This window comes from Halorubrum sp. CBA1125 (genome assembly GCF_009742825.1).
GTDB lineage: Archaea > Halobacteriota > Halobacteria > Halobacteriales > Haloferacaceae > Halorubrum.
This window is the reverse complement of the sequence record NZ_WPCE01000010.1, coordinates 15250-32428: the sequence shown is the minus strand read 5'-3', so window position 1 is coordinate 32428 and position 17179 is coordinate 15250. Positions and strand designations below refer to the sequence as shown.

16 protein-coding genes and 2 pseudogenes are annotated in these 17179 nt (G+C 56.5%); 10 read left to right on the top strand and 8 right to left on the bottom strand.

Going from position 1 to position 17179, the window contains the following annotated elements; all coding sequences use genetic code 11:
* The 7 genes and pseudogenes from GJ633_RS02515 to GJ633_RS02485 form a co-directional block, all read left to right on the top strand.
* Positions 1–330: pseudogene (locus GJ633_RS02515) on the top strand (heavy metal translocating P-type ATPase); the annotation flags it as partial.
* A gap of 578 nt (positions 331–908) precedes the next feature.
* Positions 909–2321 (top strand): transposase, encoded by a 1413-nt coding sequence (locus GJ633_RS02510; protein ID WP_379812511.1) that lies wholly within the window; start codon positions 909–911, stop codon positions 2319–2321.
* 441 nt (positions 2322–2762) lie between these two features.
* Complete coding sequence (locus tag GJ633_RS02505) at positions 2763–4070, top strand: tyrosine-type recombinase/integrase (RefSeq protein ID WP_156586839.1); 1308 nt, start codon at positions 2763–2765, stop codon at positions 4068–4070.
* 453 nt (positions 4071–4523) lie between these two features.
* The gene (locus GJ633_RS02500; protein ID WP_156586837.1) at positions 4524–5435 is read left to right on the top strand and encodes a ParA family protein; all 912 of its coding nucleotides are present in this window, start codon (positions 4524–4526) and stop codon (positions 5433–5435) included.
* Positions 5436–5449: 14 nt separating this feature from the next.
* On the top strand, positions 5450–5890 hold the full coding sequence (locus GJ633_RS02495) for a hypothetical protein (protein WP_197431197.1): 441 nt from the start codon (positions 5450–5452) through the stop codon (positions 5888–5890).
* A 52-nt stretch (positions 5891–5942) separates the two neighbouring features.
* Positions 5943–6136, top strand: a pseudogene (locus tag GJ633_RS02490) (hypothetical protein); the annotation flags it as partial.
* A gap of 989 nt (positions 6137–7125) precedes the next feature.
* Positions 7126–8532: an AAA family ATPase gene (locus GJ633_RS02485; RefSeq protein ID WP_156586849.1), complete on the top strand. Its 1407-nt coding sequence runs from the start codon at positions 7126–7128 to the stop codon at positions 8530–8532.
* 515 nt (positions 8533–9047) lie between these two features.
* Here GJ633_RS02485 and GJ633_RS02480 read toward each other — a convergent pair.
* Positions 9048–9374: a hypothetical protein gene (locus tag GJ633_RS02480; RefSeq protein WP_135823143.1), complete on the bottom strand. Its 327-nt coding sequence runs from the start codon at positions 9372–9374 to the stop codon at positions 9048–9050.
* Between the two features lie 138 nt (positions 9375–9512).
* On the opposite strand from GJ633_RS02480, the gene GJ633_RS02475 reads away from it, so the two are divergent.
* Positions 9513–10436 (top strand): MarR family transcriptional regulator, encoded by a 924-nt coding sequence (locus GJ633_RS02475; protein WP_321168871.1) that lies wholly within the window; start codon positions 9513–9515, stop codon positions 10434–10436.
* Between the two features lie 37 nt (positions 10437–10473).
* Here GJ633_RS02475 and GJ633_RS02470 read toward each other — a convergent pair whose 3' ends face one another.
* The 3 genes from GJ633_RS02470 to GJ633_RS02460 all read right to left on the bottom strand — a co-directional run bounded on the left by GJ633_RS02470 (position 10474) and on the right by GJ633_RS02460 (position 12056).
* On the bottom strand, positions 10474–10908 hold the full coding sequence (locus tag GJ633_RS02470) for a PIN domain-containing protein (protein WP_092635736.1): 435 nt from the start codon (positions 10906–10908) through the stop codon (positions 10474–10476).
* On the bottom strand, positions 10909–11160 hold the full coding sequence (locus GJ633_RS02465; RefSeq protein ID WP_135823146.1) for an AbrB/MazE/SpoVT family DNA-binding domain-containing protein: 252 nt from the start codon (positions 11158–11160) through the stop codon (positions 10909–10911). It abuts the gene before it with no gap.
* Between the two features lie 74 nt (positions 11161–11234).
* Entirely contained in the window at positions 11235–12056 is an 822-nt protein-coding gene (locus tag GJ633_RS02460; protein WP_135823147.1) for a hypothetical protein, read from the bottom strand.
* 228 nt (positions 12057–12284) lie between these two features.
* Here GJ633_RS02460 and GJ633_RS02455 point away from each other — a divergent pair, with 228 nt between their 5' ends.
* Both GJ633_RS02455 and GJ633_RS02450 read left to right on the top strand, forming a co-directional pair.
* Complete coding sequence (locus tag GJ633_RS02455; RefSeq protein ID WP_156586832.1) at positions 12285–12956, top strand: helix-turn-helix domain-containing protein; 672 nt, start codon at positions 12285–12287, stop codon at positions 12954–12956.
* Positions 12953–13648 (top strand): nucleotidyltransferase domain-containing protein, encoded by a 696-nt coding sequence (locus GJ633_RS02450; protein WP_156586830.1) that lies wholly within the window; start codon positions 12953–12955, stop codon positions 13646–13648. The genes GJ633_RS02455 and GJ633_RS02450 overlap by 4 nt, the downstream gene beginning before the upstream one ends.
* A 124-nt stretch (positions 13649–13772) precedes the next feature.
* On the opposite strand, the gene GJ633_RS02445 is transcribed toward GJ633_RS02450, so the two are convergent.
* The 4 genes from GJ633_RS02445 to GJ633_RS02425 form a co-directional block, all read right to left on the bottom strand.
* Positions 13773–14702 (bottom strand): ArdC-like ssDNA-binding domain-containing protein, encoded by a 930-nt coding sequence (locus GJ633_RS02445; RefSeq protein WP_156586827.1) that lies wholly within the window; start codon positions 14700–14702, stop codon positions 13773–13775.
* A 408-nt stretch (positions 14703–15110) separates the two neighbouring features.
* On the bottom strand, positions 15111–15458 hold the full coding sequence (locus GJ633_RS02435; RefSeq protein ID WP_042661830.1) for a hypothetical protein: 348 nt from the start codon (positions 15456–15458) through the stop codon (positions 15111–15113).
* Positions 15459–15535: 77 nt separating this feature from the next.
* Positions 15536–16537 (bottom strand): DUF6610 family protein, encoded by a 1002-nt coding sequence (locus GJ633_RS02430; protein ID WP_156586825.1) that lies wholly within the window; start codon positions 16535–16537, stop codon positions 15536–15538.
* A 175-nt stretch (positions 16538–16712) separates the two neighbouring features.
* Complete coding sequence (locus GJ633_RS02425) at positions 16713–17102, bottom strand: hypothetical protein (RefSeq protein ID WP_156586823.1); 390 nt, start codon at positions 17100–17102, stop codon at positions 16713–16715.
* Between the last annotated feature and the right edge of the window lie 77 nt (positions 17103–17179).

The window sequence follows — 17179 nt, the reverse complement described above, 5'->3', positions numbered from 1 at the left end:
ACCGACGTCGCCGTCCAGTCGGCGGATGTCATTCTCGTGCAGAACAACCCGATGGATGTAGTGCGACTCGTGAAACTCAGTAAGGCGAGCTACCGGAAGATGCAGGAGAACATCGTCTGGGCCGCCGGCTACAACGTGTTCGCGATTCCGCTCGCAGCAGGCGTGTTGGCACCGATCGGGATTCTGCTGTCTCCCGCTGTGGGTGCGCTTCTGATGTCGTTGAGTACAGTAATCGTCGCCATCAACGCGCAACTGCTCCGCCGGGTGGATCTATCCATCCCCGAGCTTCCAGGAGTGACACCATCCACTAGCACCCAAACTGCAGACTGAAACTCTGCCTGATCGCTTTAGGAGGGGTTTTTCGATTGCATACGGTTGGTATTCGGAATCAGAAAATCGGTGCAGTTTGGATAGATGGCACTCTGTAAACCGATTTAACGGGCTATAGATGCCAGTTTTCCCACTCACGCCGCGCCTCTTCTTGAGAAGCTGGTTGTCCTCACACGAGTTATCTCAGCATAGTTGATTCCAGAATCTCCCGACCAGTTTCTCACCCTCAACGTCGAGCAGGATGATTGAGTCATCATCAATGAAGGTGTTAGCTATGAGTGAACGAAGCGTAGCTGCGAGACTTACAGAGTACTTGTTTGTGCTGACCGATTCAACAGCAGCGGTTCCTGCGCAAAGAGGATGGGATCGCGCCGCTTGTGTGACTGGCTGATGGGATAGCTCACATGACTTCTCAGGAGCACCGATTGACCGACGCCTACCTTGTCGGGTTGACACTCACAGAGGCACTCAAAGCCGATCAGTCCCTCTGCACGGCTCTTCGAACTCTGGAGGGGCTGTTCGATTCGCTCAATGACGGCTACCCAGAGTGGCATCCAGCACCGCACTCGTTCGAGGGGATGGTACGCTTGTTACTCTACCGCGAACTCACTGGCGAAAGCTACCGTTCGCTCGCCCAGTATCCCGAACTCGCAGTTGTCTTCGACTTGGAGAAAATCCCCGACGAATCGGTGCTCTCGCGGACCTGGCGTAACCGGTTCGACGAGGCGACCCGGGAGTTCGTCACCACAGCCGCCCACTACGTCATCAAGGAAGTCCACGATCGCGACATCTCAGCGCCGGAGGTGCGGCCTAAGGCAGAGATCGTCGACGATGAGCAAGAAGCCGCAGATCCAGTAGAAGACAAATCCTTCTCACAGGAGGAGATCATCCAGACAACGCGCCTCGCGCGTGATCACGCCTTCGGTCACTTCGACTCTGGTCGGGCGTCGAACGCCTCGTACGAGGACACACAATTCTTTGAGCTACAGACGTTCATGGGGATGGTCCACTGTGGAACTGCGCAGGGAGCGACTCGCTTCCAATATCGCCATGGCGAAGAGTACAGCCCCCATGGTGATACCCACCTCCGCGCCGTCAAGCAGTTCGATCCCGAAGAACTCGTGAACGGATTCAACGAGACAACGGATCGCTTGCTCTCCGTGATCGCCTCGGAAGCATCCTTTCGAAGGCCGGTCACCGCTGCAATCGATATCACGACTATTCCCTATTACGGAGAGGTCGAAGGAATGCCGATGGTCAGCGGGACCAAGGACAGAGACGGTCGAGCATTCAAATTCGCAACCCTCTCGATCATCGGGCAGAACATCCCGCTCGTTCTGGCGGTTGAGCCGGTCCGTGAGAGTTCCGAGTGGGATGAGAACCCGTCGAATCAGATCCATCGTACTGTGCGACGGCTCGTTCGACGAGCGAAAGAACAAGTTCCGATCGAGACGGTGCTGTGTGATCGAGAGTTTGACTCGATACAAGTGTTCCAGACACTCTCAAACCTCGATGTGAACTACCTCATTCCGAAGCGAGTCTCAAGCTCCGAACGGGATGTGCTCGAACAAATGGAGGGAGACGACCAAGAGGTGGCTGTTGAGTCGGCTTCTATCCATGTAGAATCTGGATCGCATCCAATGCGGCTCCTGTACGTGCCGTCGACGAGTGGGGAGGGAACGGCCGTCTTCGCGACGAATCTACGAGTCGGTCCTGAGGAAGCCGAGACATTCTGTCAGCGCTACAGCCGCCGGTGGCAGATCGAGAGTGAGTACAAATCGATCAAAGGTGATTTTCTCGCGAAGACCTCCTCGAAAGACTACCGCATTCGTTTGTTCTACTTCGTTTTCGCGGTCCTCTTGTACAATATCTGGCGGCTCACCGACTTCCTGCTGAAAGCGAGTGTGGGAGGTGAGATGGACTACGCACCTGTGATTACTGCGGGTGAGTGTGTTGAGCTCGTTGCCTCGTCGTTGATTCCACACGACTAACCGGCTGATCCCCCTGAGTCCGCCGTTTGGGAGTGACAACCCTAATCAGGAGCGGCAGAATCTACGCAATTTCGCACGTCCGCCCAGTAGATGCGATCGGTAAGGATCCAAATCAGGACTGGTCGGTGAGAAGAACCACGAAGTGATGTTAATTCGATCTGAAACTGGGCTATCCTCCGAAACTGTGGGAACTACACCCCGAGATATGTGTATAGCGGCATATAGTTTATTCCCACTGCTCATTTCATCGCACAATTTTGCGTGGGTTTAGCAGACTGAATGGGTTTGCCCAACCCACAAACTGATAAGGAATCCGATTGAAACGCTGAACGATTCGAATATGCCGCTCTTAGAATCGCCATACCGGGCCGCGACTAGGTTTCTAACCGAATTCTGCGCCAATCCAATTTCGGACGGTCGAGTCCCCCAGAGATCGCTACAATGAGCCGATCGGATGCCGAGCAGGATGGCAAGATCGACGCTGAGCGGGTGCCATCATTCGATGGTGTCCGATGGACCTCGTGTTCACTCGAGGACTTCACGGGCCTGTACTGGGACGAGATTGCCCCCTGCCTCGAAGCAGAGGGTATCGATCCGAGAGGCGAGAAGCCGACCCACCAGTGGTTTCGGGATCACGATGCGCGGTCATTCCTCGCGGCTCTCCGTCGCCATCACGACCGCTCATTCGGGGAGTTCTGGAACGAGGACCTCGAGCTCGGTGATGATAAAGAGGGCTACACATGGGCAACAACGGATGATGCAACAATCGACGCCCTTGAACAGTTTCTCAACCGGCGGAAATCACGATACAGCCTTGCGACGTCGTCCGTCGACGCGCTGCGAACGCGACTGAATCTCTACGTCCGTGCTTATCGAGAGGCAAACGGGACAGATGACCTCCTTACACCAATTCAACGAGATCAAGAGAATCCAGACTACGAAGCCGTTGACGCGTGCTATGCAGCATTCGACTGGTTGAACGAGGGAACTAAACGCGAATACAGCGCCCAGACTCTCCAGCGTGTGCGGCGCGTCGTCGACGCCTGGTATCAGCATCTGGTCGGTCGACGGATCGCCTCGATGAACCCTGCGAGCGGCCTCTACGACGAATTCAAGTGGGAAGTCGAAGATTCCCCCACGCCTTCGCTTTCAGCGAATCAGATTCGGAAGTTGATGCAGGCGTCGGAGACAACACGAGAACAGCTGCTCGTGGTGGCGTTAGCTGGCTGGGGACTTCGAGCGAGTGAGGTCGCCGCACTCCATGTATCGCAGTTCCAGCGTGACGTTCCCGAAGACGACATCCCCTTCATCACGTTCGAGAGCCGCAAGAACGGGCCCGGTGAGGTGTCTCTCCTGTACGGAATGCACGTGCTCGACTCCCGAATCGACGAGCTAGCGGAAGACGATACGTGGACTGGATACCTATTCCCCTCCTCTCAGGGAGAAACGCCGTACGTGACCCGAGATACAATCCGGAATTGGTTTCAAAATCTTGCAATGGAAGCAGATCTCCCCGCGCGGATCGAGGGTGAACGACCGAGTCCACAGCTCTGTCGTCGATTCTGGTACGATACCTATACAGCAGTCCTCGAAGGCGTTCTCGAAGGTGTTGACGAAATCGCTGCAGAGCAAGGTAGTAGCGATCCTCGGGTAGTGATGCAAAACTACCTGTCTGACTCGCGTGCTCGCCGAGTCCGACGAGAATTCATGCGAGACCAACTTAACGCAGCCTTCGGAGAGAGAACGTAACATCAACCCATCTGTCGAGCCATTCCAAATGTCTGTCCTCGGTTGGTGACTGAATCAATGAGTCACAGAGTCACAGATTCAATGAAGTATTGGTTTCTGGAAGTTGAGAATCAAAGAGTCAATGATCTATAGCGTCATTTGCCATCATGGAGAGAGTCAATTCACCGACTCATAGAATCATTGAATCACTGAATCAGTGAGTGCCTGAAGCATTGAATTGAGGACTCAGGAACACCAGACCCGTATCAAGAGATTATTGAATCAATGAATCAGTGAAATCCTGAGATTGTGAATCATTGAATCTGTGAGTCAATGATTCAAAGACAGTTCTCGAAAAAGAGAATATCATAACTCTCAGCCCCTCAAACACCGATATTCGACAGAATCGCATTGAAAGAGATACAACTGAGTGTCTGACATGGATTTATGAGTCATTGATTCAATGATCGAACTATGACCGAGTCACCTCGTGGATGGGGCGTCACACCATCGACTGGCATCCCCACGATCGCCTTCGGTAACCAGAAAGGCGGGACTGGAAAGACAACGGCAACGATCAACAGTGCCGCGGCGCTGGCCACTCGCGACCACGATGTTCTTGCAATCGATATGGACCCACAAGCCGACATGACGAAAGGGCTTGGTCTGGGTCCAGGCGACGACAACGATCCATCAAGCCCGAAGAACGAACTCCCCAACACACTAGTCACCGATGACGAGAACCTGCTCGACGTACTCGTCGACAATCCGCGCACGCACGATACTAGTCTTTCAGAGATCGTGATCGAAGCCGACGAGTACGACCATCTGAACTTCGACTTGATTCCCAGTCACAAGGACATGGGCCTTGCTCGGGATTGGATGGACGATGCGAATGCCCGTCTCTCGCTGAAGCTTGCCCTCGAAGAGATGGTTGACGACGGATACAACTACGATTTCATCTTAATCGACTGCCCCCCTGACCTCTCAGTCCTGACGGACGCGGCGTTCATCGCGGCTCAGAACGTCTTCCTGGCTGCACAGACCCAAGCAACATCACGGGATGCACTTGACGACTTGTGGGACCAGCTGGAGTCCATCGAGGACAACCAGCAGATCGAGATCGCAATCGTCGGACTCCTGGCGAACATGTACCGGGACGACGGGCAGTCACAAAAGTTCCTCAACTCCTTCGACGAGTCCTTCGCGTCGATGGCACCGATTTTCAAACTCCCGATGCGAGTGGCGGTTCAGCGCGCGTGGGACAACGGACGAGACATTTTCGAATGGGAAGACCCGAACGACCAACAAGTAGAGCGGGACCTCTTCCTAGAAGTTGCAGAGACGATGGAACGAGCGTTTGACAAAACGCAGGTGGAGGCGTAAGAATGCCCCGAGGAATGGACGAGCGGTTCGAGGATCCCTCAGACGAGGTGGATGAGGAGGACGCGGTCGCAGACGAGGAGACCACAGAGACGTCGGAGGAATCGGAAGAACAAGGTCGTGAAACTGCGGCAGCAACCGAGGATCGATCAGATCAGCAGAAAACCGCATCCACGACCGATACTGATTCGTCGACCAGTGAGGCAGGAGAGACAGATGACGAACCACTGAACATCCGCGAAGATTGGGATTCAGCCACGATATACGTTGAACCGGAGCAAAGCGAGGACATCGAGATCACGTTCACTCGCCTGAAAAAGCAGCTCAAACGCGAGGACATCACGCTGGAGAAAAACAAGCACTTCTACCGCGGTGTTTTCGAGGTAGCGTTTGGCGAGCACCAGGAGGAAACGAAGGAGAAGATTCGCGAACTCGCCAAGGAAGACGCCGATCAGTGAATCACTGATTCACAGAATCTCAAATGTGGTTGCGATCAGTATCCTGCCGTTCATTTCGGACGAGAAATCCTCGCGGGACCGCGTCGTTCTCGTCCACGAAGCGATCGATATCTACGACGCCTCGTACTACGAGACGCAGCTGGTCCGAGCTGTCGAGAGCATACTGGCACCTCTTGACTGGATCGGAACGACATCCGACGAGAACTCAACGGGACACATGTAGTCGGTATCACGGACTGGACCTGACGAACCCCCTCCCCCCTTTTTCGAGTTGTAAACTCGTGACGCCGGGGAGGGGGTGAACAGCAAGAGGGGCTGCAAAACAGCCGATTGTGGCGGATATACGCGATAGAGAGGCTGAGTGCCTAATCTTCTAACTTGTAACTGTGAATGCGAAATTTTATATCACACATTGCCTAACCGTAACCGTACTGGAGACAAAGAAAACACATCGTCTAGCTGAGCTAGACGATTGATGTCTCGGGATGTAGATAGCGACTTCATTTCGCTTGTGGTTCTCATCCCGTGTATTATCGCGCCTTACCATCTCTACACCACCATTAGTTACCTCAACTCTCGTTACACTACGTCTTGAATGGCCTGTTCCCCGCGACTTACAACTCGAAAAAGGGGGGAGGGGGTGAAACATTCGAGATCACCAACGCGGCTTCCCCAGCAATCATGTCCGAAATCCGGCATTCCTCTCACTCGTGAACGGATTCTACGAGCGTCGTTCTTTCGCAACCATTCTGGCGCTTACTACTCGAAAACGGGGAGTGTGAGAAAACCGTATCACTCTGAGCATCATTCACAAAATCCGGATCATGTGGATTTTGTTCCGAGACCCCACCTCGACTCACTTCTCCTTACAATGTGAGTGTGGGAGCATCGAACCAGGTGTGTTACCACCCCCCAACATCTTACAACTCGAAAACGGGGGGTCCGGGTCATCGCGGATTTCCTCGACGACAGCGAGCTTCGTCGAACCGTTACAACTCGACAACGGAGGGTGATAGATTCCGAAGACGGTATCTGACTCATCCAGAGGATACAGAGCTATAGTCGTTAGATTGCCTGTTTTCGCCCGGTTACAACTCCACAAGGGTCCATATTTTTATACCCAGAGTTCGAGGGGGTTCATAATGGGACGAGAGGGACGTAGAGCAGGATCGAATAATCCGGAAGGTGAGGAGGATCGTCAATCTTCTGCTGCTGATCCTGAAAATCCCGAGTCGATGGATGAGGAGGTGGAGTCTCCTGGCACGTCACAAACGACCTTCCGAAACGGATCAGATTCCGCCGATTCGTCTCAAGGTGCAACTAATGGCGACGGTGGCGGCATCTCAATTCGTGATCGGCTCCAAACCGAGTCATCCGGTGGCGTTTTCGCGAACAAAGATCTCGTCCGGTCAGATACCATCATCGATGAGGACCGTATCGTCGGTCGTGACGACCAGCTAGGCCGTGTCGTCGACAACCTAAAACCGGTCCTCCAGAATGAAGGGATCCCGGATATGCTTCTGAGTGGTCCTTCTGGAACTGGGAAGTCGCTCATCATTCATGCGGTCTGCAAACAGATCGTCGAACTGTGTGAATCCCAAGGCAAGACCTTCGGGGTCATTTCAATCAACTGCGAGGGGCCGAAGACAGCAGATCGGGCTGTCTATCGGTTAGTCAAAGCTGCTGCCGACGACCTCGGCGTTGATCCTGGTGTTCCCCAAACCGGCGTCTCAACGGATCAGAAGCTCGAGAGACTGTATGAACTCATGCGAGAGTACTACGACGGTGTCATTTTCATCCTCGATGAGATCGATATGCTCGAGGGGCCGTATCAGGAAGCAGAGTACAATTCTCTCATCTACCAGCTTTCACGGGCTCGCAAACTCGCCGATTTTGATGGTCCCATCTCGCTCACGACGATTACGAACTACGCCGACTTCATGAAGGACCTCAACAGCCGCGCACAGAGTTCTTACAATCCTGACGATATCTTCTTCGACGATTACGATGCGACGCAGCTCCGTAGTATTCTCAAACATCGGCGAGACGCCTTCAAGCCAGAATCACTTGCAGATGACGTCGTTCCGCTTGTTGCTGCGTTCGGCTCCCAAACGCACGGGGATGCACGGAAAGCGATTGATCTCCTCAGGTGGGCGGGCGAATTAGCCGAGCGGCGTGGAGCTGACACAGTTACCGAGACTGATGTCCGTGAAGCTCAGGAGAAGTACACTGAAAACCGCAAGCTCCGGCATATCAGCGGCATTTCGACTCAAAAGAAACTCTCCATCTACGCTGTGGCGGCCACTGCCCACTACGCAAGAGAACATCCTGAGTGGATCCCTGCTGGACCTGCGTTCAAGACGTATCAATTCATTGCCGATACGATGGATGCGGACCAGTACAGCCGCGAGACGTTCGTAAATCACGTCACAGAGCAGAGTACGTACGGTGTACTGGACTTCGAGCGTCGGGGCAAGGGGCGAGGCAGAGGAGTGCATATGTATTTCTCCCTCTCCGAAGATCCGGAAACGATCATGGAGACGATCCGTGAGGATTCCCGGTTCGAAGATCTAGCTCACGAAGAGGCGACTATCAGAGCGGTTGTCCGCGAACGGCTGAAGCAGTTCCGGAGTAAGAACTGATCTCGCCCGTATTCTCCCCGCACTTACTTCTCGAAAACGGGGGGTGTTCGTATCCCGCGCGATGCGTTACAACTCGAAAATGGGGGATGTCAGTCGTCGGGATATCTCGTTACTACTCGAAAACGGGGGGTGGCTGAGCCAAGAGATTTGACGTGCCGGTCGATGTACTGTGTATTCCCCTTTCCCTCTCCCATTTACAACTCGAAAACGGGGGGGTGTGTCCTACGATTTCTTTGTCGTCGGTACTATTGATGATGCGGAGACGGTGGAGAAACGACGGAAACGCGGGGGGTGTGGTCCCTTCAAAATCAGCGTCACCCCCTCCACCCACATCCAATTACGACGGAAACGTGGGGTAGGGGTCCTCCCTCATCGAGTTTTACTCGTCCGGGTTGACCGGACCTATTCACACTGAGGGGTGTTGGGCAAACCGAACTCATTCACACTCTGGGGGGTGTCGCCTGGTACGTCTCTAATGGTACTGAAAAGAACATCAGACTACAGTTCAATCTCGTCTACTCGTCGGGATTCACTGGCCCTTTGTACTTCGACGTCACCGAATCTCCTTCCCGCCACTGCCAGTAGTAGTAGCGGTTGTCGTTGATCTCCTTGATCGTGATCGTCGCCTTCGCTGGCACGTCGTCCGGGAGGTCATCGGGGCGCTCCTCGATGTCGGCGTCGTCCGCCTCTTCCTCCTCGAGACGAGCTTCACGCTCCTTGTATTCGGCCAACGCCTCGGCGTAGCTGGCAACGTCCCGAAGATGCTCCGATGTGGCTTCGTTGAGCGTGTTGACGATCTCCGTTGGGAGGTTCGCCGGTGGGGTCGGGGGTTCGTAGGACATCAGCTGCTCTCGTGTTAACCAACACTATCCGCGACTCCATAGTTTTGTTGGTTAAGACGATGGAGACGGTTCTCACGATGGCTGTCTGTAACACTACTCGAAACTTGTTTATAAAGAAGTTTCCTACTATGTTACACCGTGCTCCGGCGCATCGAGCTTGAGGTCCTCGCCACGGTCGACCGCGGCGACACGATCTCCGAACTCGCGACGAAGCTCGACCACAGCGAGAGCTATCTCTCTCGTGCCGTCGGCGACCTCGTCGAAAAGGGACTCGTCTACACGGAACGCGATGGCCGGCGAAAACGAGTCGTCCCGTCGGATGCTCGTGCCGTCGAACGCTACCAGGACCTCGTCCGACAGCACTCCCACATCGACTTCCCCGAGCTACTGACCGGCAAAGCACTCGAGGTACTGTACTACCTCGACCAGCCGCGAACTGTCTCCGAGATCGCCGACCGGAGCGACAACTACCGCAACACGGTCAACCGGGCTCTCAAGCGGTTTCGTGACCGTGGGCTCGTCGGGACCGTCGAGGGCCACTACGAGTTCAACGCCGACTTCGACCGCCTCCACGCGGTCGCACGTGAACTCGCACACCATCTGCATCGCCACCGCCTCGAAGCCGTCGCCCCGAAGGGCACGATTCTCTGGGAGGACTACGACGAATTCCTCGCCCAGACCGAGACGGAAATCGACGCGGAGGCGTTCCACGAAACCGGCCTCGCTCGATTCGCGGCCTTCGACCTCCAGTTCCTGCTCACCGGGCACCGCTACTACGTCTACTCCGAAGACCTCGACGTAGTCTCGCCGGCGGAGCTCTGCTGTCACACGCTGTTAATCGACGATGACAGCCGCCACCGCTCGTACTGTCTCCTCCTGCTCAGCCACGTCGACGTCGACGAGGAGGATATCCGAGAGCAGGCAGCGAAATACGACCTTGAAAACGAAATCGACGCCTTGCTCCGCTACCTTGAGACGCACGGTGAGGTCGCAGATGACCAGCTTCCGGAGTGGGACGAGTTCCAGGAGCTGGCGGCTGACTACGAGGTGCGACTAGCCTGAGACCGAACATCGTCACCAGCCGTGCCGTCTGCCTGCGTCAGTTCGGATCGTAGGGATTCGTTGCTGTATCGAGTCGATAGACATCCTCGACAGCGTCAAAATCGTCGTCAAACGCATACAGGTAGCCAAGCCCCTCGGTTTGCATATACGCCACAATGCAGGCATCGACGAAGGAGAGGGGTTCGTGTTGACGAAAGAGTGCCTTCCCGGTCGCGAGGGCATCGGTGGTGAGGGAGTCGATGTGGAAGCGGGCGTTTTCTTCGATGCGATCGAGGAGATCGACGGCTGCGTCGTGGCCGGCGTGGGTTGTGAGGCCGTTGAGCGTTTCCGCGAGCACGTAGTCGAGGACGACTGCTTCCGGGAGCGTTCCGTCGTCGATGCCGTGGAGCACCGGGAGCGCGGCATCGTGGGATCCATCTCGCCGGTATGCGGCGGCAAAGAGGACTGTCGTATCGATGAGTGCCCGCGGCATTTACTCGACGTCGACGCCCCAGGCGTCGTGCTCGCTCGTGACATCGGTCGGCTCCTCACCAGCGTAGCCGTCGAAGTCGGCGAACGTGCCCGTTTGCTGTTGGATCACTTGGACTCGGATGCTCCCGTCATCCTCGAGCTGCCAGCGGAGCTGATCGCCATCATCGATATTGAGTTCACGCCGAATCCGGGCGGGGATGTTTGCCTGGTTTCCAGACACCTTGCTTTCGGCGTCGATTCTGTCGCTGCTCATACCTCACGGTAGGTGACCGGCCGTGAAAAGTCTAGTGTGCCGCCACACTACCACGCGCTCCAGAAGATATCGTTCTAGTTCGAGGGTGCTGGAAGGCGCCCATCCGGACGTGGAACACGACCCTGTTTTATCTCGTGATCGACGCGACGCAGATGCTTACAGCCGCCTTCGGGTGAGCGCTGCTGCCAGTCAGGGCAGGTACACGACTTGTCGATGACGTCGACTTCGTACCGGTTTCCGGACGCGGACTGAACTTCGTAGCGGCCACCTTTCGAGAGGAGCGAAACGTCCATCGCTTCGGCGACAGCACGCTTCGTTCGGGGCTCGAGATCGTCCTGTGACTTTGGGTTCTCGTCGACGACCAGTCGGTCGCGAACGTCGCCCGTTCGGCCACCGTCGGGAGCGACGGCTTCCGCAGGGCCACTAAGCCGCTCGTGGAGCACTTCCTCCACCGGATGGCCTTCCGGCCAGAGGTAATGGACCTCGCGGCGCTCGCGATGGTCATAGGAGCCGCACGCGGCTGCGCTCCCAGTCCAGACACGCCACGCCCCGAGTGCTGCCATCACGTCGACGATGACTCGCGGAACAGCCTCGTGCTTGTCGGGGTAGAACATCCGAAAGCGAGTACATTCCGCCTGCGGCGGAACCGTCTCCCACCACTCGACGTCGTCGTCCCAGCTCTCGCACATCGCCTTATCCTCCCCGTATCCAACGGTCAGGCCGTCGATCTGCGGTATCTCCACCGATGTCTCGTCAGCCTCGTCTTCGAGCAGCCGAAGGACGGCGTACCGGAGATACTCGTGATTCGGATTGTCTGAAGATTGGGCGACCTGCTCGTGGTGCTCTGCGACTCGCTCTGCCTCGTCGAGAACGGTCGTTAGATATTGGTCGGTCATGGGTCGGTGGAGACGGAAGTGCGCCTCCGCCCCTCGGCGGGCGCTGAAAAACTTAACCAACAAATACCGATCAATCGTATCTTCTGTTGGTTAACCCTTCTCTGCTCGAATGCTGAGCCGGATCGGACTACCGGAGCTAAGAATAGTATATCTGTATAGCGATAACGTCATAGGGAATACGGGGGACAAGACTAATACCGTTAGATGCGATACCGATAACTAACGATGATGGAGTACGTCGACGAGACCGCGGCGAAGATCATGGTCGCGGCCCGGCCGGGTGACTCGATCCGGCGAATCGCCCAGAAGATCGACGGCTCCTACTCGTGGGTCTACGACTGGATCGAGCGGTTGGAGGACGCAGGCTTCATCCGGCGTGAGGACGGCATCTACATCGAGAATTACGCTGTCAGGGATCGCTACTACGACCTCGTCGCGGCCATCTCTCGCGCTGTTCCCCCTTCGATCGACGACGGCTACGTCATTCCACACTTCGCCGGGATGCCCTTTGCGTACACGAAAATCGACGGCGTCTACGTCTGGACCCACGGCGGCTATCAGATCGCTCGCGGCCACGACGATTATCCGATCTTCATCCAGGTCGCCGACCAGGACGTCGAACGGTGGACAGCGTTCTTTGATGAGTTCGGGATTCCGAGCCGGATCGAAGAGCGGCCGGACGCGACCGACTCCGACGCGGCCGTCTCGTACGTGTTGTTCCCGACGAGTGAGGAGATCACTCGCGAGTGGGTTGACGGCAATCCGGTTATTCCGTTGGATGAGGCAATCGAGCACATGTTGGAGTACCGGGTGAACTACGAGCCGGCGTTGGAGATGATCGCCGACGAGTACGACCGCGATATCGACGCGTCCCACGAGGATCCGCGTCTCAATGCATGAGCCTCGGTGAACGCGAAGACGAACTACTGGATACGCTGGAGGCAGTCATTGACGCTGACCTGCCGTACGTGCTCGTCGGTGGGTGGGCGATCGCGGCGTTCAATCAACGCTTCACCACGGACGTCGACGTCGTCATTCCGTCCCAAGCGGTCGACGACTACACGGACCTTCTCACCGACCGCGGCTACGAGAAAACGGCCGATGTCGAGCGAAACGAACTCTACGAGGGCCGGACTATCCGGTTTACGAAAGACATCGGGAATCCGGTTCAGTTCGACGCGATGGTCGACGCGCTGGGCTGTCGCCAGACGGAAGCTGAGTGGTCGTATCGCTATCTGGCCCAGCACTCTGTCACCGAGGAACTGCGAACCGGGCGCCCGGTAACAGCCAGGATTCCGGAACGGGAGTTGCTGTTTGCCGTGAAACTTCACAGTGGCCGCAAGGCAGACTCCCGGGATCTGGTGGTGCTGGCTGCTGGCGCGGATTTCGACCGGATCGCGACTCATCTGCATCGCGGGGAGTCCGAGAAGCTCGCTGGTCGCATCGAGACTGTCCTCAACCGCCTCACGTCGGAGGATTTCGCAGATGCATTCAAAGGGGTCTTCGAACAGCAAACGGTTCCCGAGCAGGATATCGATGCCGTCGTTGAGTTCCTTCGTGACCAGCAGCGCCGAATCGATTCTGAACGATAACATCGACTGTCGATGGGTATGTCTCGGGACCGATCGAAACACACGGGGTCGGGATGCCGAACAAATTAACCAACAGAGTGGGCTAGTACCCCAAGGCGTTGGTTAACAGCCGGGGAGGGGGTGTTCAGCCCTCTACAACTGTGTCGATGATCTCCTGAGCGGTCGAACTGATCCGCCCGAGACGCTCCTGAATGCTCTCCGCATCGTCGTCCTGCCACGCGGCAAGATAGAACGCTGACCCGCTCGTATCCAGGTTGAAATACCGTCCGACGATGTACGCAACGGCTTCCGCTTCGACCTCGCGTTTTGCGCGCTCGGGCTCGTCGTCGCCCTCGAAATGGAGCAGCGCGTGGGCATACTCGTGAATCAGCGTCACCGCGAGATCGGCCTGATTTGAGCGGGCTTTCGCTTCGACGACGGGCTGGCCCTCGTGGAGAGTCCGGTGTTTGCAGACGCCTTTCGCGTCGCCATGCTCCCACTCGGCAGCGTCGACGACACGGACGTCGATATCGAGAGTAGTTGCCGCATCGAGGAGTGCTGGCACCAGGTCGTCGGCGTCACCTGTGGCCTCGGTTTCCAGCTCGGGGAGCGGTTCGCCCTCGGTTTGAGACACATCGAAGACTGCCGTTGGTTTGAATCCAACCAGTCCTTTCGACCACTCCTCGGGCGATGTCTCGTCGTAGTCACAGTCGCTTTGCTCGTGGTAACTCGGTGAATTCTCGCACTCTGGGCACTGCTTCGTAATAATGGGTGCCCAGATCCAGATCGCCTGTTCACCTTCTTGGACGTGCCGGTCGAACTCATTTCGCCAGGTATTGTAGCCCGCAACGCGGGTCGCCTCGGGACACTGGAGCTTGATCAGGAGTGTGTTGCGATGTGAGTAGTCATGGAACCGGGACTGAACGTCGAGCCACTCCTGGAATTGCTGGCTGGCTTTCGCCTCGTCGACATCAACGACGAGCTCGTCGATCCAGTCTTCGATGGTGCTGTGCATCTCGTTGTTCCGTGTGTCGGTTTCCTCGAACGAGACCGACGTCTCACTGGAAGTCAACATGGATTGCATCACGTCGAGTACGACGGCGCTGCGTCAGGTCAGGACGCGCCGCACCCCTCGGGGGCGCACAATAAACGACGGCGCGACTGCGGGGTTTATGTCGGGGTTGCTATCGGAGGCTGGGATTAACAACCAGTGCGACACAATCACCGGGAGAATGGGTCTCGTCGAAACGCTCCGCGGGGTCGTTGGGACTCGCACGTCCAGCCCGTCTACCCTGTATGAGTGCCGACACTGCGGAACGACCCTTTCCGAAGACGCCGAAACGTGTCCGACCTGTGGTGGAGAAGACGTTGTGTGCTACCAATTCTAAGTGAATGTTATTCTATCTGAACAGGTTGCGGTCAGACTCGTTTCTGTTCGAGATAGTCCCCGGTCAAACACCCCGCAGTGTGAATGGGGGATCGGTTATCGAAGCGCTGTCTTCTCGTCAGCGAAGCCGACCGTGACGAGATACTCGAGGAACGCGTCGAACTGGTCGACATCGCTCGGCGTGTCCGCCGCGAGGTGTCGTGCCCACTCGATGGCCCACTGGAACGCAGGATCGGTTCCGCCCTTGCCATGTATATACCACCAGCGGGCGGCCTTCAGGACGACGAGCGGATTCGTCGGCGGCTGCTCGCTCGCGAGTCCACGAGTGATCGACCGGATCTCCTCGGGTACCTCAGCGGGATCGACCTCGCCTGATTGGGTGTTCGATACGTCGACTGGAATGTCGTCAATCGAGACATCGTTCGGACGCTGTTGTTGACTCACAGAAAATCACCATCTCTGAGGACTCTCTGGATCGAGCCCTCGCTCTCTCTGGAGGGCGCGAAAAACAGCTCGCTGCGTCACGCCGGCGGGAGGTAGACGCTCTGCTCGCCGGCGACTTCCTCAAGGTTATTTCTATGGCGGTGGGCGAAGTAGCAGTCGTAGCTGCAGTAGCCACAGAGAGCCCCAGTATCGTATTCGGCAATGAATGGACCGCGCTGAGTCATCCAGACGTTGGCTTCGCATTCGGTACACGCAGCACCATCGAGATCCCCCGGCGATGGCCCCTCATACTCGATCTCGAAGGAGTCGTCCTGTGGTGTCGATTCGGGCCAAACACCTTGGACCTGCCAGAAGGCCTTGATGCGGGCGAGACTGTGTCGGACTGTCTTCCGAACTGTGACGTGGGAGGCGTCACGACCACTGTCGTCCCAGCCGTCAGCTGTCCAGAACTCCCCGAACTGCGCGCCGCGATGCAGCCCGTTCCAATCGAGGCCGACGATGTCGGCCGGAGGGTCGTCCGTGAGTGTCGGACGGGTCAACTGCTGGATGACGTCCCACTGTTTCGGTGGGCTGCCCCCCAAGATGTGAACACGGCGGCCACGCCAGTCGGTCGGCTCGGAGAACTCGTGCGCCAACCGGTCGGCGTACCCCCGCGAGTAGCCGAGCACGAGGTCGTTCGGGATCGTGTCGATCACTTCGCGGTATTTTGGAACGATGACGAGTTCGGCATCGGGGTAACTCGCCTGAATTTCGCGGGCAGCGGCTACGTACTCGTTGACGTCGTCTCCCTCGTACACATCTCCGATCACGCCAACCTTGGGTTCGTATTCGAAAAATCGGGCGATGTACCAATCCAGATCGGGATTCAGAAAGTCGTTATCCAACATCCCGACGGGGATGTTCAGGTCCTGATACTGGGTCTGCTGGTACCCACAGTCTTCTCGGAACCCGGGCAAGAATCCGAGCTGATGCGCATCCAGAGCGAACGGCGCTCGATGAAGGAACGCCACGACGTCGGCTTGTCTGGCAGCGGCGATGTCGCGTTCAGTGCTGCTGCTGGAGTTGATTTCGAGCGACATGAATTACGACCGTGCGAGGGCGAATTCGGTCGCCCTGCACCCCTCTCCCGGGCGCAAAAACAACACACGCTAACCAACACTCTCTCTTGGATCTGGGACTTGTTGGTTAATTAGCGGCCGCTGGTAGGCACGAAGAACCACTCAAAAATGCAGCTGGATGGCCTATTGTCGGCGACTACTCTCGTTCTTCGAGGACGATCCGCCTTGCTTCAGCGACAAGTCCGTGGGCATCGGACATTGCTTCCGCATCAAGAGCGACGGCGGCTCCAATCCCGTCTTCGAGAACGAAATTCATCTCGATAACGTTCTCGAAGCACTGAACCAGGCACGTGAGCTGTCCGTGGTCTTCTGAGAAGGTGTTTTCGTAGATTGGTGCCGTTAACGACTCCATTCGGGACTCGTCAATTGCAGATTCGAGCTCATCTGTCGTATATTGCTCAGCGACGTCATCCCTGAGATGGACGATTTCGTACGTGTCTTCCTCGTATTTCACGATACTCCGGAGATTCCTGTCAGTTCGTTGCTCGAAGAAGTTCTCGAGCCGGGTGGCCATCCTTGTCGCCATATTACCAACTCTTATCTCTTTCAATATAGGTGTAGGGCAAAGAAATAACATCGCCGCATCGATTATTGTCCCTTCTG

Coding starts and splice junctions, on each gene's coding strand:
- GJ633_RS02510 (WP_379812511.1), top strand. CDS start 909: ATGGTACGCTTGTTACTCTACCGCGAACTCACTGGCGAAAGCTACCGT.
- GJ633_RS02505 (WP_156586839.1), top strand. CDS start 2,763: ATGAGCCGATCGGATGCCGAGCAGGATGGCAAGATCGACGCTGAGCGG.
- GJ633_RS02500 (WP_156586837.1), top strand. CDS start 4,524: ATGACCGAGTCACCTCGTGGATGGGGCGTCACACCATCGACTGGCATC.
- GJ633_RS02495 (WP_197431197.1), top strand. CDS start 5,450: ATGGACGAGCGGTTCGAGGATCCCTCAGACGAGGTGGATGAGGAGGAC.
- GJ633_RS02485 (WP_156586849.1), top strand. CDS start 7,126: ATGGATGAGGAGGTGGAGTCTCCTGGCACGTCACAAACGACCTTCCGA.
- GJ633_RS02480 (WP_135823143.1), bottom strand. CDS start 9,374: ATGTCCTACGAACCCCCGACCCCACCGGCGAACCTCCCAACGGAGATC.
- GJ633_RS02470 (WP_092635736.1), bottom strand. CDS start 10,908: ATGCCGCGGGCACTCATCGATACGACAGTCCTCTTTGCCGCCGCATAC.
- GJ633_RS02465 (WP_135823146.1), bottom strand. CDS start 11,160: ATGAGCAGCGACAGAATCGACGCCGAAAGCAAGGTGTCTGGAAACCAG.
- GJ633_RS02460 (WP_135823147.1), bottom strand. CDS start 12,056: ATGACCGACCAATATCTAACGACCGTTCTCGACGAGGCAGAGCGAGTC.
- GJ633_RS02455 (WP_156586832.1), top strand. CDS start 12,285: ATGGAGTACGTCGACGAGACCGCGGCGAAGATCATGGTCGCGGCCCGG.
- GJ633_RS02450 (WP_156586830.1), top strand. CDS start 12,953: ATGAGCCTCGGTGAACGCGAAGACGAACTACTGGATACGCTGGAGGCA.
- GJ633_RS02445 (WP_156586827.1), bottom strand. CDS start 14,702: ATGTTGACTTCCAGTGAGACGTCGGTCTCGTTCGAGGAAACCGACACA.
- GJ633_RS02430 (WP_156586825.1), bottom strand. CDS start 16,537: ATGTCGCTCGAAATCAACTCCAGCAGCAGCACTGAACGCGACATCGCC.
- GJ633_RS02425 (WP_156586823.1), bottom strand. CDS start 17,102: ATGGCGACAAGGATGGCCACCCGGCTCGAGAACTTCTTCGAGCAACGA.